This window comes from Actinoplanes awajinensis subsp. mycoplanecinus (genome assembly GCF_001509495.1).
Classification (GTDB): Bacteria; Actinomycetota; Actinomycetes; order Mycobacteriales; family Micromonosporaceae; genus Actinoplanes; species Actinoplanes palleronii.
Map to the genome: position 1 here is coordinate 90,514 of NZ_LLZH01000189.1, position 17,076 is coordinate 107,589.

The following is a 17,076-nucleotide window of genomic DNA, read 5'->3' on the forward strand; positions in this document are numbered from 1 at the left end:
GCGGATGCAAGTGACGGCTGACGGGTCCGCGAGTGCCACCGGCGTTCCGGCGCTGGGTGACGTGCAGGTCCTGGTGGTCGGCACCGCCGGGCACGTCGAGGGGTCGTCGCTCCCGGACGTGCCGGCCGCGGCCACCTCGGCCCGGGCGGTCCGCGACACGCTGGTGCGGTGGTGCGGTGTCCCGGAGAAGAACGCCACGGTCCTGATCGACCCGGCGGACGCCGCCGAGCTGCGGGCCGCGATCACCACGGCCGCCGGCCGGGCCGGCTCCACCCTGATCCTCTGGTACGTCGGGCACGGCGTGATCGGCCCGGACCGGGAGCTGCACCTGGCCACCCGGGCCACCACCGGCCCGGCACACGAGGCGGTGCGCCTGGCCGACGTGACCGCCGACCTGCAGCGCCTCGACGTGCTCTTCGTGCTGGACTGCTGTTACAGCGACCGGGCGACGCCGCACGTCACCGGGCGGGGCGCCCTGCTCGCCTCGGCCGGTGCGACCGAGCACACCCCGGCCGAGCACACCGTGATGACCGGCGCCGCGCTCGAGCTGCTGCGCGGGGGCGATCCGCGCTGCCCGCGCCTGCTGACCCTCCGGGTGATCCACGAGCATCTGGCCCGGGAACTCGGACGGCGCGGCCGGCCCGTACCCCGGCTGCAGCTCCGCAACCACCTGGGCAACCTGGTGTTCACCGCCAACCGTGCCTACCGGGACGTCGATCCGGCCCGGGTGCTCGACGACGAGCGGTCGCCGTTCCTCGGCCTGGACGCCTACGCCGAGGACGACGCCGACGTGTTCTTCGGCCGGGCCGGGCTGACCGCGCGGCTGATCGCGCGCCTGGGCCGTGCGGCCGGGTCCGGCGGGCTGTGCGTGACCATCGGGCCGTCCGGCAGCGGCAAGTCGTCGGTGCTGCACGCCGGGGTGCTGCCGGCGCTGCGCAAGGGCGCCCTGCCGGGCAGCGAGAGCTGGCGGTACGCGTCGATGACCCCGGGCGCCGACCCGCTCGGCACCCTCGCCGGCACGCTGCGCGACCTCGCCGACGCGGCACCGTCGAACGGGCGCCGGCTGGTGCTGATCGTCGACCAGTTCGAGGAGCTGTTCACCCAGGGTGCCGGGCCGGAGGTGCGGGGCAAGTTCGTGGCCGCGCTGCAGGAGGCGGCAACCACCACGCGCGCGCTGGTCCTGCTGAGCGTGCGGTCCGACTTCCACGGGCCGTGCACCGAGCTGCCGATCCTGGCCGAGGCGCTCGCCGACGACCAGGTGGTGGCCGGGCCGATGACCACGGCCGGGCTGCGCGCCGCGATCGGGGAACCGGCCGCGCTGCGGAACCTGACCCTGCAGGACGGGTTGATCGAGGTGCTGCTCCGGGACGTCGGCGCCGACCCGCGCCGCGAGGACGCCGTCGTGCCGGATGCCGGGGTGCTGCCGTACCTGTCGTACGCGCTGCTGCGGACGTGGCAGGAGCGTGACGGGCGGATGCTGACCACGCACGGGTATGCCGCGACCGGCGGGGTGCGCGGGGCGATCGGCCGGGCCGCCGAGCAGATGTACGAGCACCTGGACCCGGCCGGGCGGCTCGCCGTACACCTGCTGATGCTCGGCATGACCACCGCGCCGGGCGGCACCGTGACCCGGCGCCCGCTTCCGTTGGCGGCCGCCCTCGGCATCGGGCGCGACCCGCTCGCGGCCCGCCGGGCCCTGGACGCGCTGACCGGCGCCCGGCTGGTCTCCGCCGACACCGGGCAGGTCCGGATCGTGCACGAGGCCCTGCTCACGTCGTGGCCGAGGCTCGGGGAGTGGCTGCGCGCCGACCGCGACGGCACCCGGCGCGCGGTCGGCGAGGCGGCCGCCGCGTGGAAGCACGGGAACACCGACGCGTCCCTGCTGTTCCGCGGCCGCCGGCTGGCCGAGGCCCGGGAGTGGTCCGCGCTGCACGAGAAGGACGTCAGCGCGGAGATGCACGACTTCCTGCGCGTCTCCCGTCGCCGGGAACGCCGCGGCGTGCTGGCCCGCCGGTTCGCCCTGGTCACGCTCGCCGTGCTGACCCTGCTGACCGGCACCGGCGCGGTCGTCGCCACCCGGCAGCGCACCGAGGCGGTACGCCAGCGCGACGACGCGGTGACCACCACCATCGCCGCGCAGGCCGACCGGCTGCGCGGCACGGACGTCTCGCTCGCTGCCCGGCTCGACCTGGTCCTGCACCAGCGGCGGCCCACCGCGACCACCCGGTCCCGGCTGATCAACGCGGAGAACGCGCTGCTCGCCCAGCCGCTGCGCGGGCACACCCGTGCCGTCCTGGCGTCCGCGTTCGCGCCGGGCGGGCACGTCCTGGCCACCGCGGGCGCCGACCGGACCGTCCGGCTCTGGGACACCACCGACCCGGACCGGCCGGCGCCGCTCGGCGAGCCGCTGCGGTATCCGGGCGAGGTGCGCTCGCTGCGGTTCGACCCGTCCGGGAAGGTGCTGGCCGGGTCGGCGTCGGACGGCAGCGTCCGGCTGTGGAACCTGGCCGACCCGGCGCACGTCACGCCGTTCGGGCCGGGGTGGAAGGCGCACGACGCGGCCGCTTCGAGCGTGTCGTTCAGCGCGACCGGGAAGGTCCTGGCCAGTGGCGGCGCGGACCGGACGCTGCGGTTCTGGGACGTCGCGGACCCGGCCCACCCGGTGGCGCTCGGCGCTCCGCAGCGGACTCCGGCACCAGTCGAGGCGGTCGCCTTCCAGCCCGGCAGCTCCCGTCTCGCCACCGGCGGCGACGGCGGGCCGATCCAGCTCTGGAACGTCACCGACCCGAGACGCCCGAAACGGATCGGTACGCCGCTGACCGGGCACACCGGCGGGATCACCGGCCTGTCCTTCCACCCGACCCTGCCGGTGCTGGCCAGCAGCGCCCTCGACGGCACCGTCCGGCTCTGGAACCTGGCCGTGCCGAAACGTGCCGAGGCCCTCGGCGCGCCACTGCCCGGCCCGGTGGCCGGCTTCGGCGCGGTGACCTTCGACCCGGGCGGCACCAAGCTCGCCGCCGCCGGCCTGGACGGCCGGACCGCGCTGTGGAACACCACCGACCCGCGGTCACCGTCGGCGCTCGTCGACCCCGCGCCGGTGAGCCGGGCCGGCGCCGGCCGGACCGCCGCGTTCAGCCCGGACGGGACGAGCCTGGTCACCGCGGGCGACGACGCGACCGCGTACCTGTGGCGGTTCCCGGAGACGCCGGCCGGCGGGATCGCGCCCGGCGGCGGGACCGCGCTGGCGGTCAGCCCGGACGGACGGCTGACCGCCACCGCCGACCGCTCCGGCCGGATCGCGCTGACCGACCCGCGCGGCAGCCGGTTCGCGGTCATCCCCGGCGCGCACCTCAACGAGATCAACTCGCTGGCCTTCCACCCCGCCGAGCCGGTCCTGGCCAGCAGCGGCCTCGACGGTGAGATCCGGCTCTGGAACCTCGCCGACCCGGCACACCCGGCCCGGCTCGGCCCCGCGGTGAACGCCGGCACGCACGACAACCGGTCCACGCTGGCGTTCAGCCCGGACGGTCGACTGCTGGCCGCCGGCACCAGCAAGGAGATCCGGCTCTGGAACGTCAGCCGGCCCGCCCGCCCGGTGCCGGTCGGTGTGCCGCTCAGCGATCAGGCGTCCGGGTACCTGGCTCTCGCGTTCAGCCCCGACTCCCGGCTGCTCGCCGCCACCACCGCCGACAAGACGATCGAACTGTGGGACGTCGACCTGCGCATCCCGCGCGGCCACTCGCTGACCGGCCACACCGCCCCGGTCACCGCGGTGACCTTCAGCCCGGACGGCCGCACCCTGGCCACCGGCGCGACCGACCACACCGTCCGCCTCTGGGACGTCACCGACCCGGACACCGCCCAGCCCCTCGGCGAACCCCTGACCGGCCACATCGCCACCGTCACGAGACTGCTGTTCACCCCGGACGGCCGCACCCTGACCAGCATCGCGGACGGCCAGCCCCGGGTGTGGAACCTCGACCCCCGGGCCGGCGCCGCCCGCATCTGCCGCACCACCACGGGCGCCTTGACCGAGTCCACCTGGCACACCCTCATCCCCGACGCCCCCTATCAGGACCCGTGCCCCTAGCTCTGGTAACCCCCTCCGCCAGCTCTGGTAACCCCCTCCGCCGGCGCGAGGCCGTCTCCGCTTCCGACCCCTATCCGGTACGACTACGGAGCGCCCGAGCGCTCCGTAGTCGTACTGGAAAAGGGTCTTGAGGGTTGTCGCTCTAGGGTGATCAATTGTGAATGAGGACCAGGGGTGCACGGTGACGGTGTGCCGGGACTGCTGCTGCGGCAGTGTGGGCAAGCATCCGACGGTGGACCACGCGGCGCAGGTGGACCGGTTGACGGCGGAGCTGGCGCCGGGGCATCGGGTGCGGACCAGTCTCTGCCTGGATGTCTGTGCGCAGTCGAACGTCCTGGTGGTGCAGCCGGCGCCGGAGGCGAGGCGGGCCGGCGCCCGGCCGGTGTGGTTCGGCCTGGTCCTCGACGATCTGGTGCTGGACGACGTGGTCGGGTGGGTGCGGTCCGGCGGTCCGGGCCGGGCGGAGATGTCCGCCGCGCTGGAACTCTCGGTGATCGCGCCGCCGGTCCCCGGACCGTAGGCTCACCGGCCGCGGCTCAGGACCGCCCGCCACTGGCGGTTACGGTCCTCGGGCGGGGTCAGCACGCAGTCGCCGCAGGTGCCGCCGCCCGGGATGCGGTAGTAGAGGCAGCAGTTGCGGCGGACCAGGAACCAGCGGTCCCGGCCCGCGTCCGGCCGGATCAGATCAGCGGTCCCGAGCAGCGGTTCCTGGAGCAGCGTGGCCTCGACGATCGCCGCGCCGCGGGCCGCGTCGGCCGGCCGGTTGTCCGCGATCATGCCGGCCGCGCCGCCCAGCGCCGACGCCACGTTGCCCCACAGCACCTGCGGTGACAGCGCGAACCGGGCGCGGAACACGTCCAGCAGCGGCCGGACCAGGGTGAACTTGGCCAGGTGGTAGCCGATCACGGCGGCCGGCTGGCCCGCGCAGGTCAGGGCGGTCAGGCCCTGGAACGCGATCGGCAGCGGTCCGGCGGGTGCCGCGCGCCACCACAGGCTGTCCGGTTGCGGCAACGGCAGGGCGCCTCCCGAGGCGGCCGCGCCGAGCAGTGGCGACAGCAGCCGGGACGCCAGCCCGAGGAAGGTGATCGAGGCGACCTCGCGCTCACCGATGGCGTCGCGGGACAGCCCCGACATGTGTCCGAGGGTGTTCCGCCCCGCGCTCACCCGGTCCGCGAGCACCCGCTCGTCCAGCAGATCGGTGAACGGACGCCACGCCGCGTCGGCGTCCCGGGGTTGCCAGGTGAAATACGGCCCGAGCAGCGAGGCGGTGCGCAGGGCGTCGGTGGCGTCGACCATGGGCTCCACCCTAAGCATGGGGCTTCTGGCAGAGACTCCCACCCGCGCCGGTGGCCGGGTTGGATCAGAGGTCATGACCGGAACCACCACCAGCACCGGGCCGCGGACCATGACGCGCGGGCTGACCTTCCTGTTCGCGGTCGCGGCCGGCGCCGCGGTCGGGAACCTGTACTGGGCGCAGCCGCTGCTCGGCACGATCGCCGCGGATCTGCACGCGCCGCCCGGCACGGCCGGCTGGCTGATCACCGCGACCCAGCTCGGGTATGCCGCCGGGATCCTGCTGTTCGTGCCGCTCGGGGACCGGCTCGACCGCCGCCGGCTGATTCCGGTCATGCTGCTCTGTGCCGCCGCGGCGCTGGTGCTGTGCGCGGTGGCCCCGTCGATCGCGTTCCTGCTGGTGGCGATCACGCTGCTCGGGCTGACCACGGTGTCCGGGCAGATCCTCACCCCGCTCGCCGGGGATCTGGCCGACGACGCGCACCGCGGCCGGACCGTGGGCACCGTCGCCTCCGGCATCGTGGTCGGCATCCTCACCTCCCGGACGATCGCCGGGCTGGTCGCCGACCTGGCCGGGTGGCGGGCCATCTACCTGGCCGCCGCGGTGATCACGGTGCTGTCCGCAGCCCTGCTGCACCGCGCCGTCCCGGTGCTGGAACCGAAGACCCGGATCGCTTATCCGGCACTGATCGCGTCGGTTGCGGCGGTCGTCGTGAAGTTCCCTTCGGTACGATGGACGCTGGCTCTCGCCGCCACCGGCTTCGCCGCCTTCACGATGTTCTGGACCGCGCTGACGTTCCTGCTCAGCAGCCCGCCGTTCGGCTATCCGACGTGGATCATCGGGCTGTTCGGCCTGGCCGGGCTGGCCGGGGCGGCGGCCGCGCAACGGGCCGGCCGGCTGCACGATCGGGGCCTGTCGCTGCCGGCCACCGGTGTCGCCTGGGTGGTGATCCTGCTGGCGTTCGTGGTGGCGGCGTTCGCCCGGCACTCGGTGATCCTGGTGGTGGTCGCGGTGCTGCTGCTGGACGCCGCGCTGCAGGCGGTGAACATCCTGAACCAGACCCGGTTGTTCGCCCTGTCCCACGAGGCCCGCAGCCGGTTGAACACCGCGTACGTGACCGGCATCTTCCTCGGCGGCGCGGCCGGTTCGGCGGCCGCCACCGTGCTCTGGAACGTCGGCGGCTGGACCGCCGTCACCGTCGCCGGGATGGCCCTGAGCTGCCTGGCCCTGCTGATCTGGGCCCTCGGCCGCCGCGGCCCGCTGCTCCCGGCGGCCAGCGAAAGCGCTGGCTAGCGAAAGCGCCCACTGGCGGCAGCGCCCACTGGCCGCAGCGCCGGCTGGTGCTCAGGGCTGCCTCGCGGCCGTTGAGGCAGCCCTGAGCACCAGCCGGGGCCCGCCGCCTGCCCGGCGAGCGGGACCGGCAGCGGGCCGACCGCCGGGCCGTCAGGAGAGGGAGACGCCGGCGACCTGGGTCAGCAGCTGGTCGCAGAAGGCCGGCAGGTCGTCCGGGTTGCGGCTGGTGACCAGGGTGCCGTCGACCTGTACCTCGCGGTCGACCCAGGTGGCGCCGGCGTTGGTGAGGTCGGTGCGCAGGCTCGGCCAGCTGGTCACCGTGCGGCCCTCGACCACGCCCGCCTCGACCAGGGTCCACGGGCCGTGGCAGATCGCGGCGACCGGCTTGCCGGTGGCGGCGAAGTCCCGGACGAACCGGACCGCGCCCGGGTCGGCGCGCAGGAAGTCCGGGTTGGCGACGCCGCCGGGCAGCACCAATGCGTCGTAATCGGCCACGTGTGCGTCGCGAACGTGGCGGTCCACCGGGTATTTCCCGGCCTTGTCCATGTGGTTGACGGCCTGGATCTCGCCGTCCTGGATCGAGATCAGCTCGGCGGTACCACCGGCGTTCTGCACCGCCTTGCGCGGTTCGGTGTACTCGATCTCCTCCACGCCGTCGGTGGCGAGGAAGGCGATGCGCTTGCCGTGAATGTCGATAGCCATGACGTTTTCCGTGCCCGGCCGGCGCCGGGGTAAACGCGCCGTCACCGGGTAAGCCGCGGGTATGACCATTCCCACCTGGGTGAAGAGCACCGCCGCCGTGGTGGCCGCGGCCGGCGCCGGTTCGCTCGCCACCGACCCGTCGTCGGCGTGGTACCGCTCGCTGCGCAAGCCGTCCTGGCAGCCGCCGCCGGTGGCGTTCCCGCTGGTGTGGACGCCGCTCTACGCGCTGATCGCGGTGGCCGGCACCCGGGCGCTGAACCGCGGCTCCGAGGCCGACCGGGCGGCGTTCGCCCGGTCGTACGGCGTCAATCTCGTCCTGAACGCGGCCTGGAGCGGCCTGTTCTTCCGCGCCGAGCGGCCGAAGGTCGCGCTGGCCGGCATCGCCGCGCTCAACGTCTCCAACGTGCTGCTCTGGCGCCGCGCCGCGGCCACCGACCGGCTCGCCGGTGCGGCCCTGGCGCCCTACGTCGCCTGGACCCTGTTCGCCACGGCCCTGAACGCCGCGATCGTCCGCCTCAACCCGGACGAGTGACCGCGGTGACCGCCGTGACGGTCACCCCAGCCGACTGACCGCCTCCCGCAACCGCGCGAGATCCCGGCGGCGCTGCTCCAGCGTGGTCGCCACGCCGACCAGGACCAGCCCGCCGAGCGCGAGCGGCACCCACCGCGGCACCAGGTCCCACACCTGGGCCAGCTCGTGCAGCGCGACCAGGGCCAGCACCACGCCGCCGGACACCACCGGAGCCTGCAGCCGGGCCAGCGCGCCGGCTACCAGCACGGCGAGCGCGGCCACGCCGAGCAGCAGCCGCCGCGGGTACTGCGGGTCGTCCGGCGAGCTGCCGGCGATCACCGCGAGGGTGGGCAGGAACGCGGCACCGAGCGCCGGGCCGTACGCGGCCCAGGACGGCAGCTCGGGGCGGCCGCGGCGGACGAACCAGCCCGCGCCGAGGGCGAGCACGGCGGCCGGCCCGGTGTAGACCTCGGCCGTGGTGACCTGCTGCGCGGTGAGGAACAGCCACCAGCCGAGCAGAGCCGACCCGGCGGCCGCGATGACGTGCTGGTTGCGGATCGCGGCCGGCTCGCCGGGGCGCAGCGCACGGACCGCGAGGACCACCGACCACAGTGTGGCGATCAGCGCGGCCCACCCGGTGGAGCCGCTGATCAGCAGGGCGATCAGCGCGGTCCCGTGTGCGACCGCGGCGGCGGCCAGGGCCTCGCGGGGGCGGCGCGCGGCCAGGAACCAGTCCAGGACGGCGGCCACGGCCGCGGCGGCGAGCACGGCCAGCGCGGTGCCGCCGGCGTCGAGGGCGGCGAGGTCGGCCGCGGTGTAGGCGACCACGACCGTGGACAGGGTCGCGGCGAGCCAGCCGGTGATCCGGGCGGGTTCGTCCCGGGCGGCCGTGCCGATCACCGCTCCGGCGACGGCGACCAGGGCGAAAGCGGTGAGCATCGGGCCGGGTCGGTGCGTGGCGCCGGCCAGGCCGACGATGGCGAGCACTCCGAACGGGATCAGGAACCCCGGTGGGGTGGCGGGGGCCAGGGTGAGGGTGGCGAGCCCGGTGAGGCCGACGATCAGGGTGGCGAGCGGGCCGACGGGCCAGGGGGCGCCGGCCGCCGCGAGGGTGAGCGGGACGGCGAGCGCGACGAGGGGCGAGGCGACGAGGAGTGCCCCGTTGACCGCCGTGATCCGGACCGCGACGGCCGCCGCCACCGCGGTGATCAGCACGGCCACCGGGGTCGACCAGTCCACCGAGCCGGTGACCGGCCCGTCCCACGGCTCGATCAGGACCGCCGCGAGGTCCGGCCCGGTCCACCCGAGCAGCCCGATCACCAGCACCACGCCCGCGACCAGTGCATACGGTTTGCGCAGCACGGCGACCAGCAGCAGCGCCCCGGCCACGTAGAGCGCACCCGGATCACTCCCGGCCAGCGCCCACAGCGGCGTCCCGGCGGCGAGCAGCAGCGCCACCCCGGTCACCTGCGGCACGTACCAGGCCAGCCGGTGGGCGGCCGCGCACAGCAGCACGGTCACCAGGAACAGGGCACGCACCCGTACCGTCCCGGACGTGTCCGCGGCCAGCAGCCCGAGCCACACCGCGGCCGGCCCGGCGAGCAGCCCGGCGGTCGCCGCGGCCACCCCCACGTCGCCGTGTCGCGGGCCGGAGTGCACCAGCGTCGCCGCGGTGACCCCGATCAGCGTGATCGCGGCGCACACCCCGGCCGCCACCCCCGGGTCGCCCAGGCCGGTGGCCAGCGCGTGGGCCGTGGCCACCGCGCTCACCCCGAGCCGGAGACCGAGGCGGCGCACGGTGGTCGCCCGGGTGGCCAGCGCGACCGCGCCGGCCGTGACGAGCACGCCGAGCAGGGCGGCGGTCCACCACGGCAGCCGGAACGCCGCCGGGACCAGCAGCGCCAGCACCAGGAGGGCGGTCAGCGCCAGGTCCGCTCGGAGCCGGGCGGGCAGCAGGATTCCGTACGCCAGGACGACCGCGACGGCGGCCACCGGCAGATCCCAGGTCGAGCCGGTGACCACCCAGCCCAGCGGCGCGTCGAGCACCGGCCGGGCGGCTTCGAGGCTGCTGCGCGCCGCGATCAGGGCCGCCGTGGCCACGGTCAGGGCCGGTACGCCGGCCAGTGCCAGCGCGCCGCCCCACGGGCCGCGGCCGACCGGCTCGGGCAGCCGGACCCGGGCCACCGCGGCGGGCACCGCGATGACCAGGGCGAGCACGGCGAAGCGCAGGGTGGGCGTACCCGGGTCGAGCCGGAAGACCACCCCGCCGGCCGCGACGCCGATCGCGACGGTGAGCCCGGCGGCGGCATACATTTGTGCCTCGCGGTGCGCGGCCAGCACCGTGCCCGCGGTCAGCACCGCGGCGACCAGGACCAGCGCGCCGCCGGCCACCGCGGCCCGGCCCGGCGTGCCGGCGTCCCGCAACCCGCCGAGCGCGACGATCACGGAGCAGAACGCGGCGATTGACCCGCACGCGTAGGCCAGCAGCCCGGTACCGGCCGGCGCGAAGCGACCCCGGTGCAGGATCACGAGGTTCAGCGCGGTGACACCGGTCAGCGCCAGCGACCAGCCGGTGGTGTCCGCGTCGGCGCCCGCCGCGAGCAACGGCAGCACCGGCTGCGCGATCAGCAGCGCGGCGATCCGCGGGCCGGGCAGGCCGACCAGCCGGCCGTAGCCGAGCGCGATCACGGCGGTGACCGCGCAGACCGCGGCCGCGTAGACCTGCGCGGCCAGGTTCGTGACGCCGAGCAGGTCGACCGCCCAGGCCGCGTACCCGTCCATCAGGATCATCAGCAGCCCGACGGCGGCCAGGGTCTCGGCCGCGCCGGTCAGGCCGCGCCGCTGGGCGAACGGCGGCACGGCGAGCACCGCGGCGGTCGCCGCCGCCAGGATCAGGGCGCGCCCGGCCACCCCGACCTGCGCCCAGGCCACCGCGGTGAACACCGCGGCCGCGACCACCAGCAGCAGGCCGCCGAGCGCGAACAGCACGTTCTGCGCGGTCAGCGTGGTGAGGCGGCGCTCCGGCGCGGGCTCGGACGGCAGGCGCGGGGGCGCCGGGATCGTCGGGGGCGGCGGCGGGGGTGTGGTCCCGGTGCCGGTGAACCAGGCCGGGGGCGCCAGGACCGGTGCGACCGGCTCCAGCGCCGATCGGACCCGGAACGCCGCGGCGTCCCGCTGGGTCGACGCGTTCCGCAGCTGCGTCTCCACCCCGGCCGCCTCGGCGCGGATCGTCTGCAGCCGCGTCCGCAACTCGATGATCTCCGCGTCCAGGCGGACCACCTCGATCGCGTCCGGATCCGGCCCGCGCCCGCAGTCCGGGCAGCCGGTCTCCGCCGAAGCCATCGACTCGCAGTGCGGGCAGGGATACTCGGTCACCGGGACAGTCTCGCTCACCTGCGCAAATGTCCTCACGGCGGCATAGCTCGATCAAAGTCGATATGGTGAAGGTTCCTAACGACAACGGGGGAGCACATGTCAGCGGCTCGTCGTTTTGCGGTCATCTCCGCGTCCGCACCGCCGCGGGACACCGCGGTGCTCTTCCGCCGGGCTGTGGTGCTGGGCGGCAGCATCGCCGGGCTGATGGCCGCCCGGGTGCTCAGCGACCACGCCGACGAGGTGCTGATCGTCGAACGGGACGACCTGGCGGCCCTCGACGTGTCCGACGAGCAGCTCGCCGCGGATCCGATCGGCGCGACCGGGCCGCGTCCCGGTGTGCCGCAGGGCAGCCAGGTGCACGCGCTGCTGCCGTCCGGGCAGGCGCAGCTGGAGCGCTGGTTCCCCGGGTTCGGGCAGGAGGCGCTCGACGCGGGTGCGGTCGACCCGCCGCTCGGGACGAACCGGTTCTACATGGACGGGGAGCTGCGCGACGACGCGCCGACCGGGCCGGCCGCGCAGGCGTTGATCTCCAGCCGGCCGTTCCTGGAAGCGCTGATCCGGCATCGGGTGCTGGGGCTGGGCAATGTTCGTACGGTAAAGGGCCGGGCCGAAGGCTTGCTCTTGACCGGCGACGCGGTGAGCGGGGTCAGCGTGGACGGCGCTCCGGTCGACGCGGACTTCGTGGTGGACGCGACCGGGCGGTCCAGCCGGCTCAGCGACTGGCTGGAGGCGGACGGTTTCCCGAAGCCGCGGCTGCAGCGGATGGGCATCAAGCTGAACTACGCGACCCGGCTGTTCCGGCGGCCGGCCGAGACGCCGGTGTGGACGTGCATCTCGATCGCCAACCCCGGTCCGGGCAAGGTCGCGCGGATCGGCGGGTTCACCCCGATCGAGGGTGACCGCTGGACCGTGCTGGTCTCCGGGTACGCCGACGACCGCCCCGGCCGGGACGCCGACGAGTACCGGGAGCGTTGCGTGCGCGACTTCCCGGCCGAGTTCGGTGACGTCGCGACGACCGCCGACCCGGCCGGTGAGGTGGTCACCTACCACCAGGCGGACAGTCGCCGCCGTGACTTCCACCGGCTGCGGCGCTTCCCGGCGCGGCTGGTCGCGGCCGGTGACGCGGTGGCGTCGTTCAACCCGGTCTACGGCCAGGGCATGACCTCGGCGACCCTGCACGCCTCCTGCCTGTCCGAATACCTGCGTGGCGGTCCCGACCTGTCCCGCCCGGCGCTGTCCTACTTCGCCGACGTGAAGGTGGTGGTCGACGCCGCGTGGCAGGTCTCCACGATGGCCGACCTGGCGCTGCCGCACGTCGACGGGCCGTACCCGCGCGGATACCGCGGCATCCAGTGGGCCAGTGGCCTGATCTTCAAGGCCTCGATGCGCGACCAGCGGGTCAACCACCGGCTCGGCCAGGTCACCACGATGCTGGCCCACCCGAGCTCGCTGACCAGCCCTGGCTTCCTGCTGCGCGCCCTGGCGATCGGCGCCCGCGCCTGAGCGCTCTTCTGGCTGGTGCTCGGGGGTGTCTCGCGGGCTCGGACACACCCCTGAGGGCCAACCGGGGCGGTGGGGCGCGTGGCGGTCGGGAGTGGCGGCGGTCTTGCGTTGCCGCTGCCCGGGGGCGTGGCTTGTAGCCTCCGGCGGGGACTCCCTGTTCGTACCAAATGGGTTAGGGGTTTATTTCGGTCAGGGAGATGTCGTCGAACCAGGTGGCGCCGGTGTTGTCGCCGCACTTGAGGTGCAGCTGGACGCCGGCGGCGGCCGGGGGTGCGAGGGCGTTCACGGTCAGCTGGGTCCAGTCGGTGGTGCCGAGCGGCAGGCGCGCGGAGGTGTCCTGGCCGATCCAGCGGCCGTCGGCGTCGAACCAGCTCAGGGCGATCTCGGTGACCCCGGTCGCGTCCGTGCCGCGGGCCCACGCCGCGGCGGACCAGGCCTGCCCGCCGTGGACCGGGCCGATCGGGGAGATGCGGAGCGACGGGAGGCCCAGCGCGGAGCGGGTGGTGGCGGCGAACCGCATCGAGCGGCCGCCGTCGTGCGCGGTGGAGGGGTCGAGTTCGGCGGCGCCGGCCTCGGTCAGGTTGCCGCGCCACGGGGAGTTGCCGGCGTCGGACTCGAAGCTGAGGTCGAGCACGCTGTCGGACTGCGCCTCGCCGGCCCAGGCGGCCCGGACCACCGACGCGGCCGGCTTGGGGCTGCCGTCGATGCGGTAGAGCCCGAACTCGTACTGGGCCGGCATCGTCGACACCGCGGAGTTGCTCGGGATGGCGCCGAGACTGAAATCGGTCAGCGTCCACGGTGCGACCGAGCCGACACCAGCCAGCGCGGCCGCGCGGAACACCCGGGCCAGGTACGCGGCCTGCTCGCCGGCGCTGCCGGTGGCCGTGCTCAGCCCGGTCTCGCCGATCACCAGGGGGTCCGGCGCGACACTGGCCTGCGCCTCGCGGATGTCGGTGAGCGCCTGCTCCGAAGCGCCGTAGAAGTGGAAGTCGTAGAAGTCCAGCGGGGTGCCGTCCAACGCCGCTTTGAGCCGGGCCAGCCCGGTCGGGCCGGCCTGACCGTTGACCGAAACGGTCAGCGGCATGGCCGGGACGGCGGCGCGGACCACCGGGATCAGGCCGCGCATCCAGGCGACCGCCTCCGGGTCGTCGGGCGACATCTCGTTCTTCAGCTCGACCGCGAGCACCCGCGGATCGTCCGCGTACGGCGCCAGCACCGCGGCGGCCCAAGCGGCGCTGCCCTTGGTGTCGTAGTACCGCGCCCACCAGTCGAAGAGCGTGAACCTCACGCCCAGCCCGTGCGCCTCGGCGATGCTGATGAACTTGCGCAGCTTCGCGGCGTAGGCGGCGTGCGGACGCGGGTAGCCGAACGCCCGCGGGAAGACCACGACCCGGACACTGTCCGCGCCCAGCGCGGCGACCTTGGCCAGGTCGACGTCGACCTGGATCGGGTCGAACCGGGTCCACATCGCCGACCAACCGGCCCCGGACGGGTAGTAATTCATCGTCTTGGCGGTCTGCACCGCGGCCAGCCGGCCCGCGAGGGTCGGCGCCGGGGAGTCGTCCTGTGCGACGAAGGCCGGCGCCGGTGACTCGTCGGTGACGGCGGCGGCCGGGGCCGCGGGAAACAGGGAGGCGGTGGTGAGCAGGCAGGACAGAACAACGGTACGGAGTCGGGCACTGCTCATGGGGGCGTCTGCGTCCCTTCACGGTCATCGTCGAGGTAACGTCCGTTTCGGCCGATCGGCGGTTACCCGGAGTTCAAGGTGGTTGCAGGCGGGTGCGCGTACGGTGCGCCCTAGGATTCCGGTGTGCCCGGACCTCTTGATCGCGTCGCTCTCGTCTCCGACGTGCACGGCAACCTGACCGCTCTGGAAGCCGTCCTGGCCGACATCGACGCCCGCGGCATCACGCGGATCTTCAATCTCGGCGACTACGTGGGGAAGGGCCCGCGCGGCCGGGAGGTCGTCGAGCTGTGCCGCCGCCGGTGCGAGGTCAACCTCCTCGGCAACTGGGACGACTTCCTGCCCGACCCGGCCCGCGTGCTGGACAGCGAGGGGCTGGCCTGGTGGCTGGCCGAGCTCGGCCCGGGCCAGGGGGAGTGGCTGCGCGCCCGGCCGTTCTGCCACGACTTCCTGATCAGCGGGCGCCGGGTGCGGCTGTTCCACGCGTCGGCGACCAGCGTCCACCACCGGGTGCGCTTCGACCACGACGAGGAAGGGTTCCTCGGGATGTTCGCGGCCACCCCGGCGACCGGCGACGGCCCGGAGCCCACGATCGTCGGGTACGGCGACACCCACGACCCGTACTACGAGGTCGGGCCGGGCGGCCGCATCCTGTTCAACACCGGCAGCGTCGGCAACGCCATGGACGACCCGACCCCGGTCTACGCCATCGTCGAGGGGGTGCTCGACTCCGAGGCGCCGGCTCCGTTCTCGGTGCAGTTCGTCCGGGTGCCGTACGACGTCGAGGCCGAGATCGCGGTGGCCACCCGGGTGGGGATGCCGGAGCTGGCGGGGTACGTCTCCGAGCTGCGGGACGGGGTGTATCGCGGGGCCATGCACGATCCGGCGCTGGTCCGCTACCACCGTCGTTCCGGTCCGGCGTGATGGCCGCCGCCCCGGCCCTCGCCGAGCTGCTCGACTGGGCTACCGACCACCTGGACGCCGACCTGTCGGTGCCGGCCCTGGCCGCGAGGGCCGGGATGCCGTTGCGGACGTTCATCCGGCACTTCACCGAGGCGACCGGGGTCACCCCGGCGGTCTGGGTGCTGGAGCAGCGGGTGCGCCGGGCCGAGCAACTGCTGGAACGGGCCGACGCCACGATCGCGTCGGTGGCGCTGCGGTGCGGGTTCGGCAGCGCGGACACCCTGCGGCGGCATTTCCGCCGGGCGCGCGGGGTGAGCCCGGACGCGTACCGGGCGGCGTTCCGCACCTGACCGGTCACCGGCGTGGTGCTCACGCGCCCGGCGGACATGCCGCTGACCGAGGCAAACTCCCGCGGGATCGCTCTCGTTTCGCGGCCCGGAAGGTGATCCCGGTTAGCGTCCCGAACCGGGATCAACCGAGAGGGACGAGCGCCATGCGGGCAGTGGAGATCAAGGAATTCGGCGGTCCGGAGGGCCTGACGGTCGTCGACCGTCCCGACCCGGTGGCCGCCGCGGGCCAGGTGGTGATCGCCAGCGAGGCGATCGGCGTCGGCGGCGTCGACGTGATGATCCGCCGGGGCGCCTACGCGGCCTACGGCTTCCGCCCCGGTTTCGTCCCGGGCAGCGAGGTGGCCGGCACGGTGACAGCGACCGGCGACGGTGTCGACCCCGGCCTGGTCGGGCAACGGGTGTGGGCGTTCACCGGCACCGGCGGCGCCTACGCCGACCAGGCGGTGGCGGCGATCGGTGAGGTGGTGCCGCTGCCGCGCGATCTCTCCGCGGTCGACGCGGTGACGCTGGGCAGCGCCGGGATCGTCGCCCACTTCGGCCTGGCACACGCGCACTTCGCGCCGGGCGAGTCGGTGCTGGTCCGCGGCGCGTCCGGCAGCATCGGGATCATGACGGTCCAGCTGGCGGCCCGGGCGGGAGCGGCCGTGGTGGCGGTGACCACGTCGTCCCCGGACCGCGGGCGTCGTCTGCGCGAGCTCGGCGCCACGCAGGTCCTGGACCGTTCCGGCAGCGTGTCGGACGGCTCGGCCTATGACGTGATCATCGACGTGGTCGCGGGTGCGGACCTGCCGTCGTTCTTCGACCGGCTGAACCCCGGCGGGCGCCTGGTGGCGGTCGGTGCGGTCGGTGGCCAGCCGCCGGCCGACTTCGGCGCCCGGCTGATGGCCGCCTTCCAGAAGTCGATGTCGTTCGCGACGTTCAGTGCGGCGACGGTGCCCGAAAATGATCGCCGCAGGGTGCGCGCGGAGCAGTTCGCGGCCGCGGCGCGGGGCGAGCTGCGAACCGTGGTGCACGAGGTGATGCCGCTGACCTCGGCCGCGCTGGCCCACCGAGCCATGGACGCCGGCACGGTCTTCGGCCGCATCGTCCTGACCCCCTGAAGTCGGCCCTGGTGGGGTCGCCGCCGGGTGAAGCTCAGAGGCGTCGGGCGGGCCAGGGTCGGTGAGGGCACGCGTGGCGCGGCGGTGTCGGTGGGGCGGTGGGAGCGCGCGGTCGGTGTCGGTGGGGCGGTGGGGGCACGCGGTCAGTGTCGGTGGGGCGGTGAGAGCAGGCGATCGGCCGAGTTCGGGGGCGGTGGCGGCACGCGATCAGGGTGTGAGTGCTTTTGCCGCCCCCAGGAGGGCGGCATCAGGACGCAATCCCGCAACGCGG

Annotated in this window: 12 protein-coding genes; 8 read left to right on the forward strand and 4 right to left on the reverse strand. The window is 74.7% G+C overall.

The genetic code is table 11. The features are described from left to right. Window positions 1-4: 4 nt before the first annotated feature. Both ADL15_RS21060 and ADL15_RS21065 read left to right on the forward strand, forming a co-directional pair. Window positions 5-4,090, forward strand: a complete 4,086-nt coding sequence (locus ADL15_RS21060) for an nSTAND1 domain-containing NTPase (RefSeq protein WP_157441489.1) — start codon at window positions 5-7, stop codon at window positions 4,088-4,090. A gap of 181 nt (window positions 4,091-4,271) precedes the next feature. Beyond that, window positions 4,272-4,610 (forward strand): hypothetical protein, encoded by a 339-nt coding sequence (locus tag ADL15_RS21065; protein WP_067693748.1) that lies wholly within the window; start codon window positions 4,272-4,274, stop codon window positions 4,608-4,610. A 2-nt stretch (window positions 4,611-4,612) separates the two neighbouring features. On the opposite strand, the gene ADL15_RS21070 is transcribed toward ADL15_RS21065, so the two are convergent. Next, entirely contained in the window at window positions 4,613-5,386 is a 774-nt protein-coding gene (locus tag ADL15_RS21070; protein WP_067693751.1) for a (2Fe-2S)-binding protein, read from the reverse strand. 73 nt (window positions 5,387-5,459) lie between these two features. On the opposite strand from ADL15_RS21070, the gene ADL15_RS21075 reads away from it, so the two are divergent. Further along, window positions 5,460-6,677 carry an MFS transporter gene (locus ADL15_RS21075; protein WP_067693754.1) on the forward strand — a complete coding sequence of 406 codons (1,218 nt, stop codon included), beginning with the start codon at window positions 5,460-5,462 and terminating at the stop codon, window positions 6,675-6,677. A 150-nt stretch (window positions 6,678-6,827) separates the two neighbouring features. Here ADL15_RS21075 and ADL15_RS21080 read toward each other — a convergent pair whose 3' ends face one another. Continuing rightward, a complete protein-coding gene (locus ADL15_RS21080) occupies window positions 6,828-7,379 on the reverse strand; it encodes a type 1 glutamine amidotransferase domain-containing protein (RefSeq protein WP_067693757.1) in 552 nt (183 codons plus the stop codon). A gap of 61 nt (window positions 7,380-7,440) precedes the next feature. Here ADL15_RS21080 and ADL15_RS21085 point away from each other — a divergent pair, with 61 nt between their 5' ends. Then, a complete protein-coding gene (locus ADL15_RS21085) occupies window positions 7,441-7,911 on the forward strand; it encodes a TspO/MBR family protein (RefSeq protein ID WP_067693760.1) in 471 nt (156 codons plus the stop codon). A 21-nt stretch (window positions 7,912-7,932) separates the two neighbouring features. Here ADL15_RS21085 and ADL15_RS21090 read toward each other — a convergent pair whose 3' ends face one another. Then, window positions 7,933-11,265: an SCO7613 C-terminal domain-containing membrane protein gene (locus tag ADL15_RS21090; protein ID WP_157441490.1), complete on the reverse strand. Its 3,333-nt coding sequence runs from the start codon at window positions 11,263-11,265 to the stop codon at window positions 7,933-7,935. 96 nt (window positions 11,266-11,361) lie between these two features. Between ADL15_RS21090 and ADL15_RS21095 the strand changes: the two genes are divergently transcribed. After that, window positions 11,362-12,768: an FAD-dependent oxidoreductase gene (locus tag ADL15_RS21095; protein WP_157441491.1), complete on the forward strand. Its 1,407-nt coding sequence runs from the start codon at window positions 11,362-11,364 to the stop codon at window positions 12,766-12,768. Between the two features lie 172 nt (window positions 12,769-12,940). Here ADL15_RS21095 and ADL15_RS21100 read toward each other — a convergent pair whose 3' ends face one another. Next, on the reverse strand, window positions 12,941-14,455 hold the full coding sequence (locus tag ADL15_RS21100; protein WP_067693763.1) for a cellulase family glycosylhydrolase: 1,515 nt from the start codon (window positions 14,453-14,455) through the stop codon (window positions 12,941-12,943). Between the two features lie 123 nt (window positions 14,456-14,578). On the opposite strand from ADL15_RS21100, the gene ADL15_RS21105 reads away from it, so the two are divergent. The 3 genes from ADL15_RS21105 to ADL15_RS21115 all read left to right on the forward strand — a co-directional run bounded on the left by ADL15_RS21105 (window position 14,579) and on the right by ADL15_RS21115 (window position 16,805). Beyond that, window positions 14,579-15,376, forward strand: coding sequence for a metallophosphoesterase family protein (locus ADL15_RS21105; RefSeq protein ID WP_067693766.1), 798 nt, complete (start codon window positions 14,579-14,581; stop codon window positions 15,374-15,376). Next, window positions 15,376-15,705 carry a helix-turn-helix domain-containing protein gene (locus tag ADL15_RS21110; RefSeq protein WP_067693769.1) on the forward strand — a complete coding sequence of 110 codons (330 nt, stop codon included), beginning with the start codon at window positions 15,376-15,378 and terminating at the stop codon, window positions 15,703-15,705. Before ADL15_RS21105 ends, ADL15_RS21110 begins: the two co-directional genes overlap by 1 nt. Window positions 15,706-15,848: 143 nt before the next feature. Further along, entirely contained in the window at window positions 15,849-16,805 is a 957-nt protein-coding gene (locus ADL15_RS21115; protein ID WP_067693772.1) for a zinc-binding dehydrogenase, read from the forward strand. Window positions 16,806-17,076 lie beyond the last annotated feature (271 nt).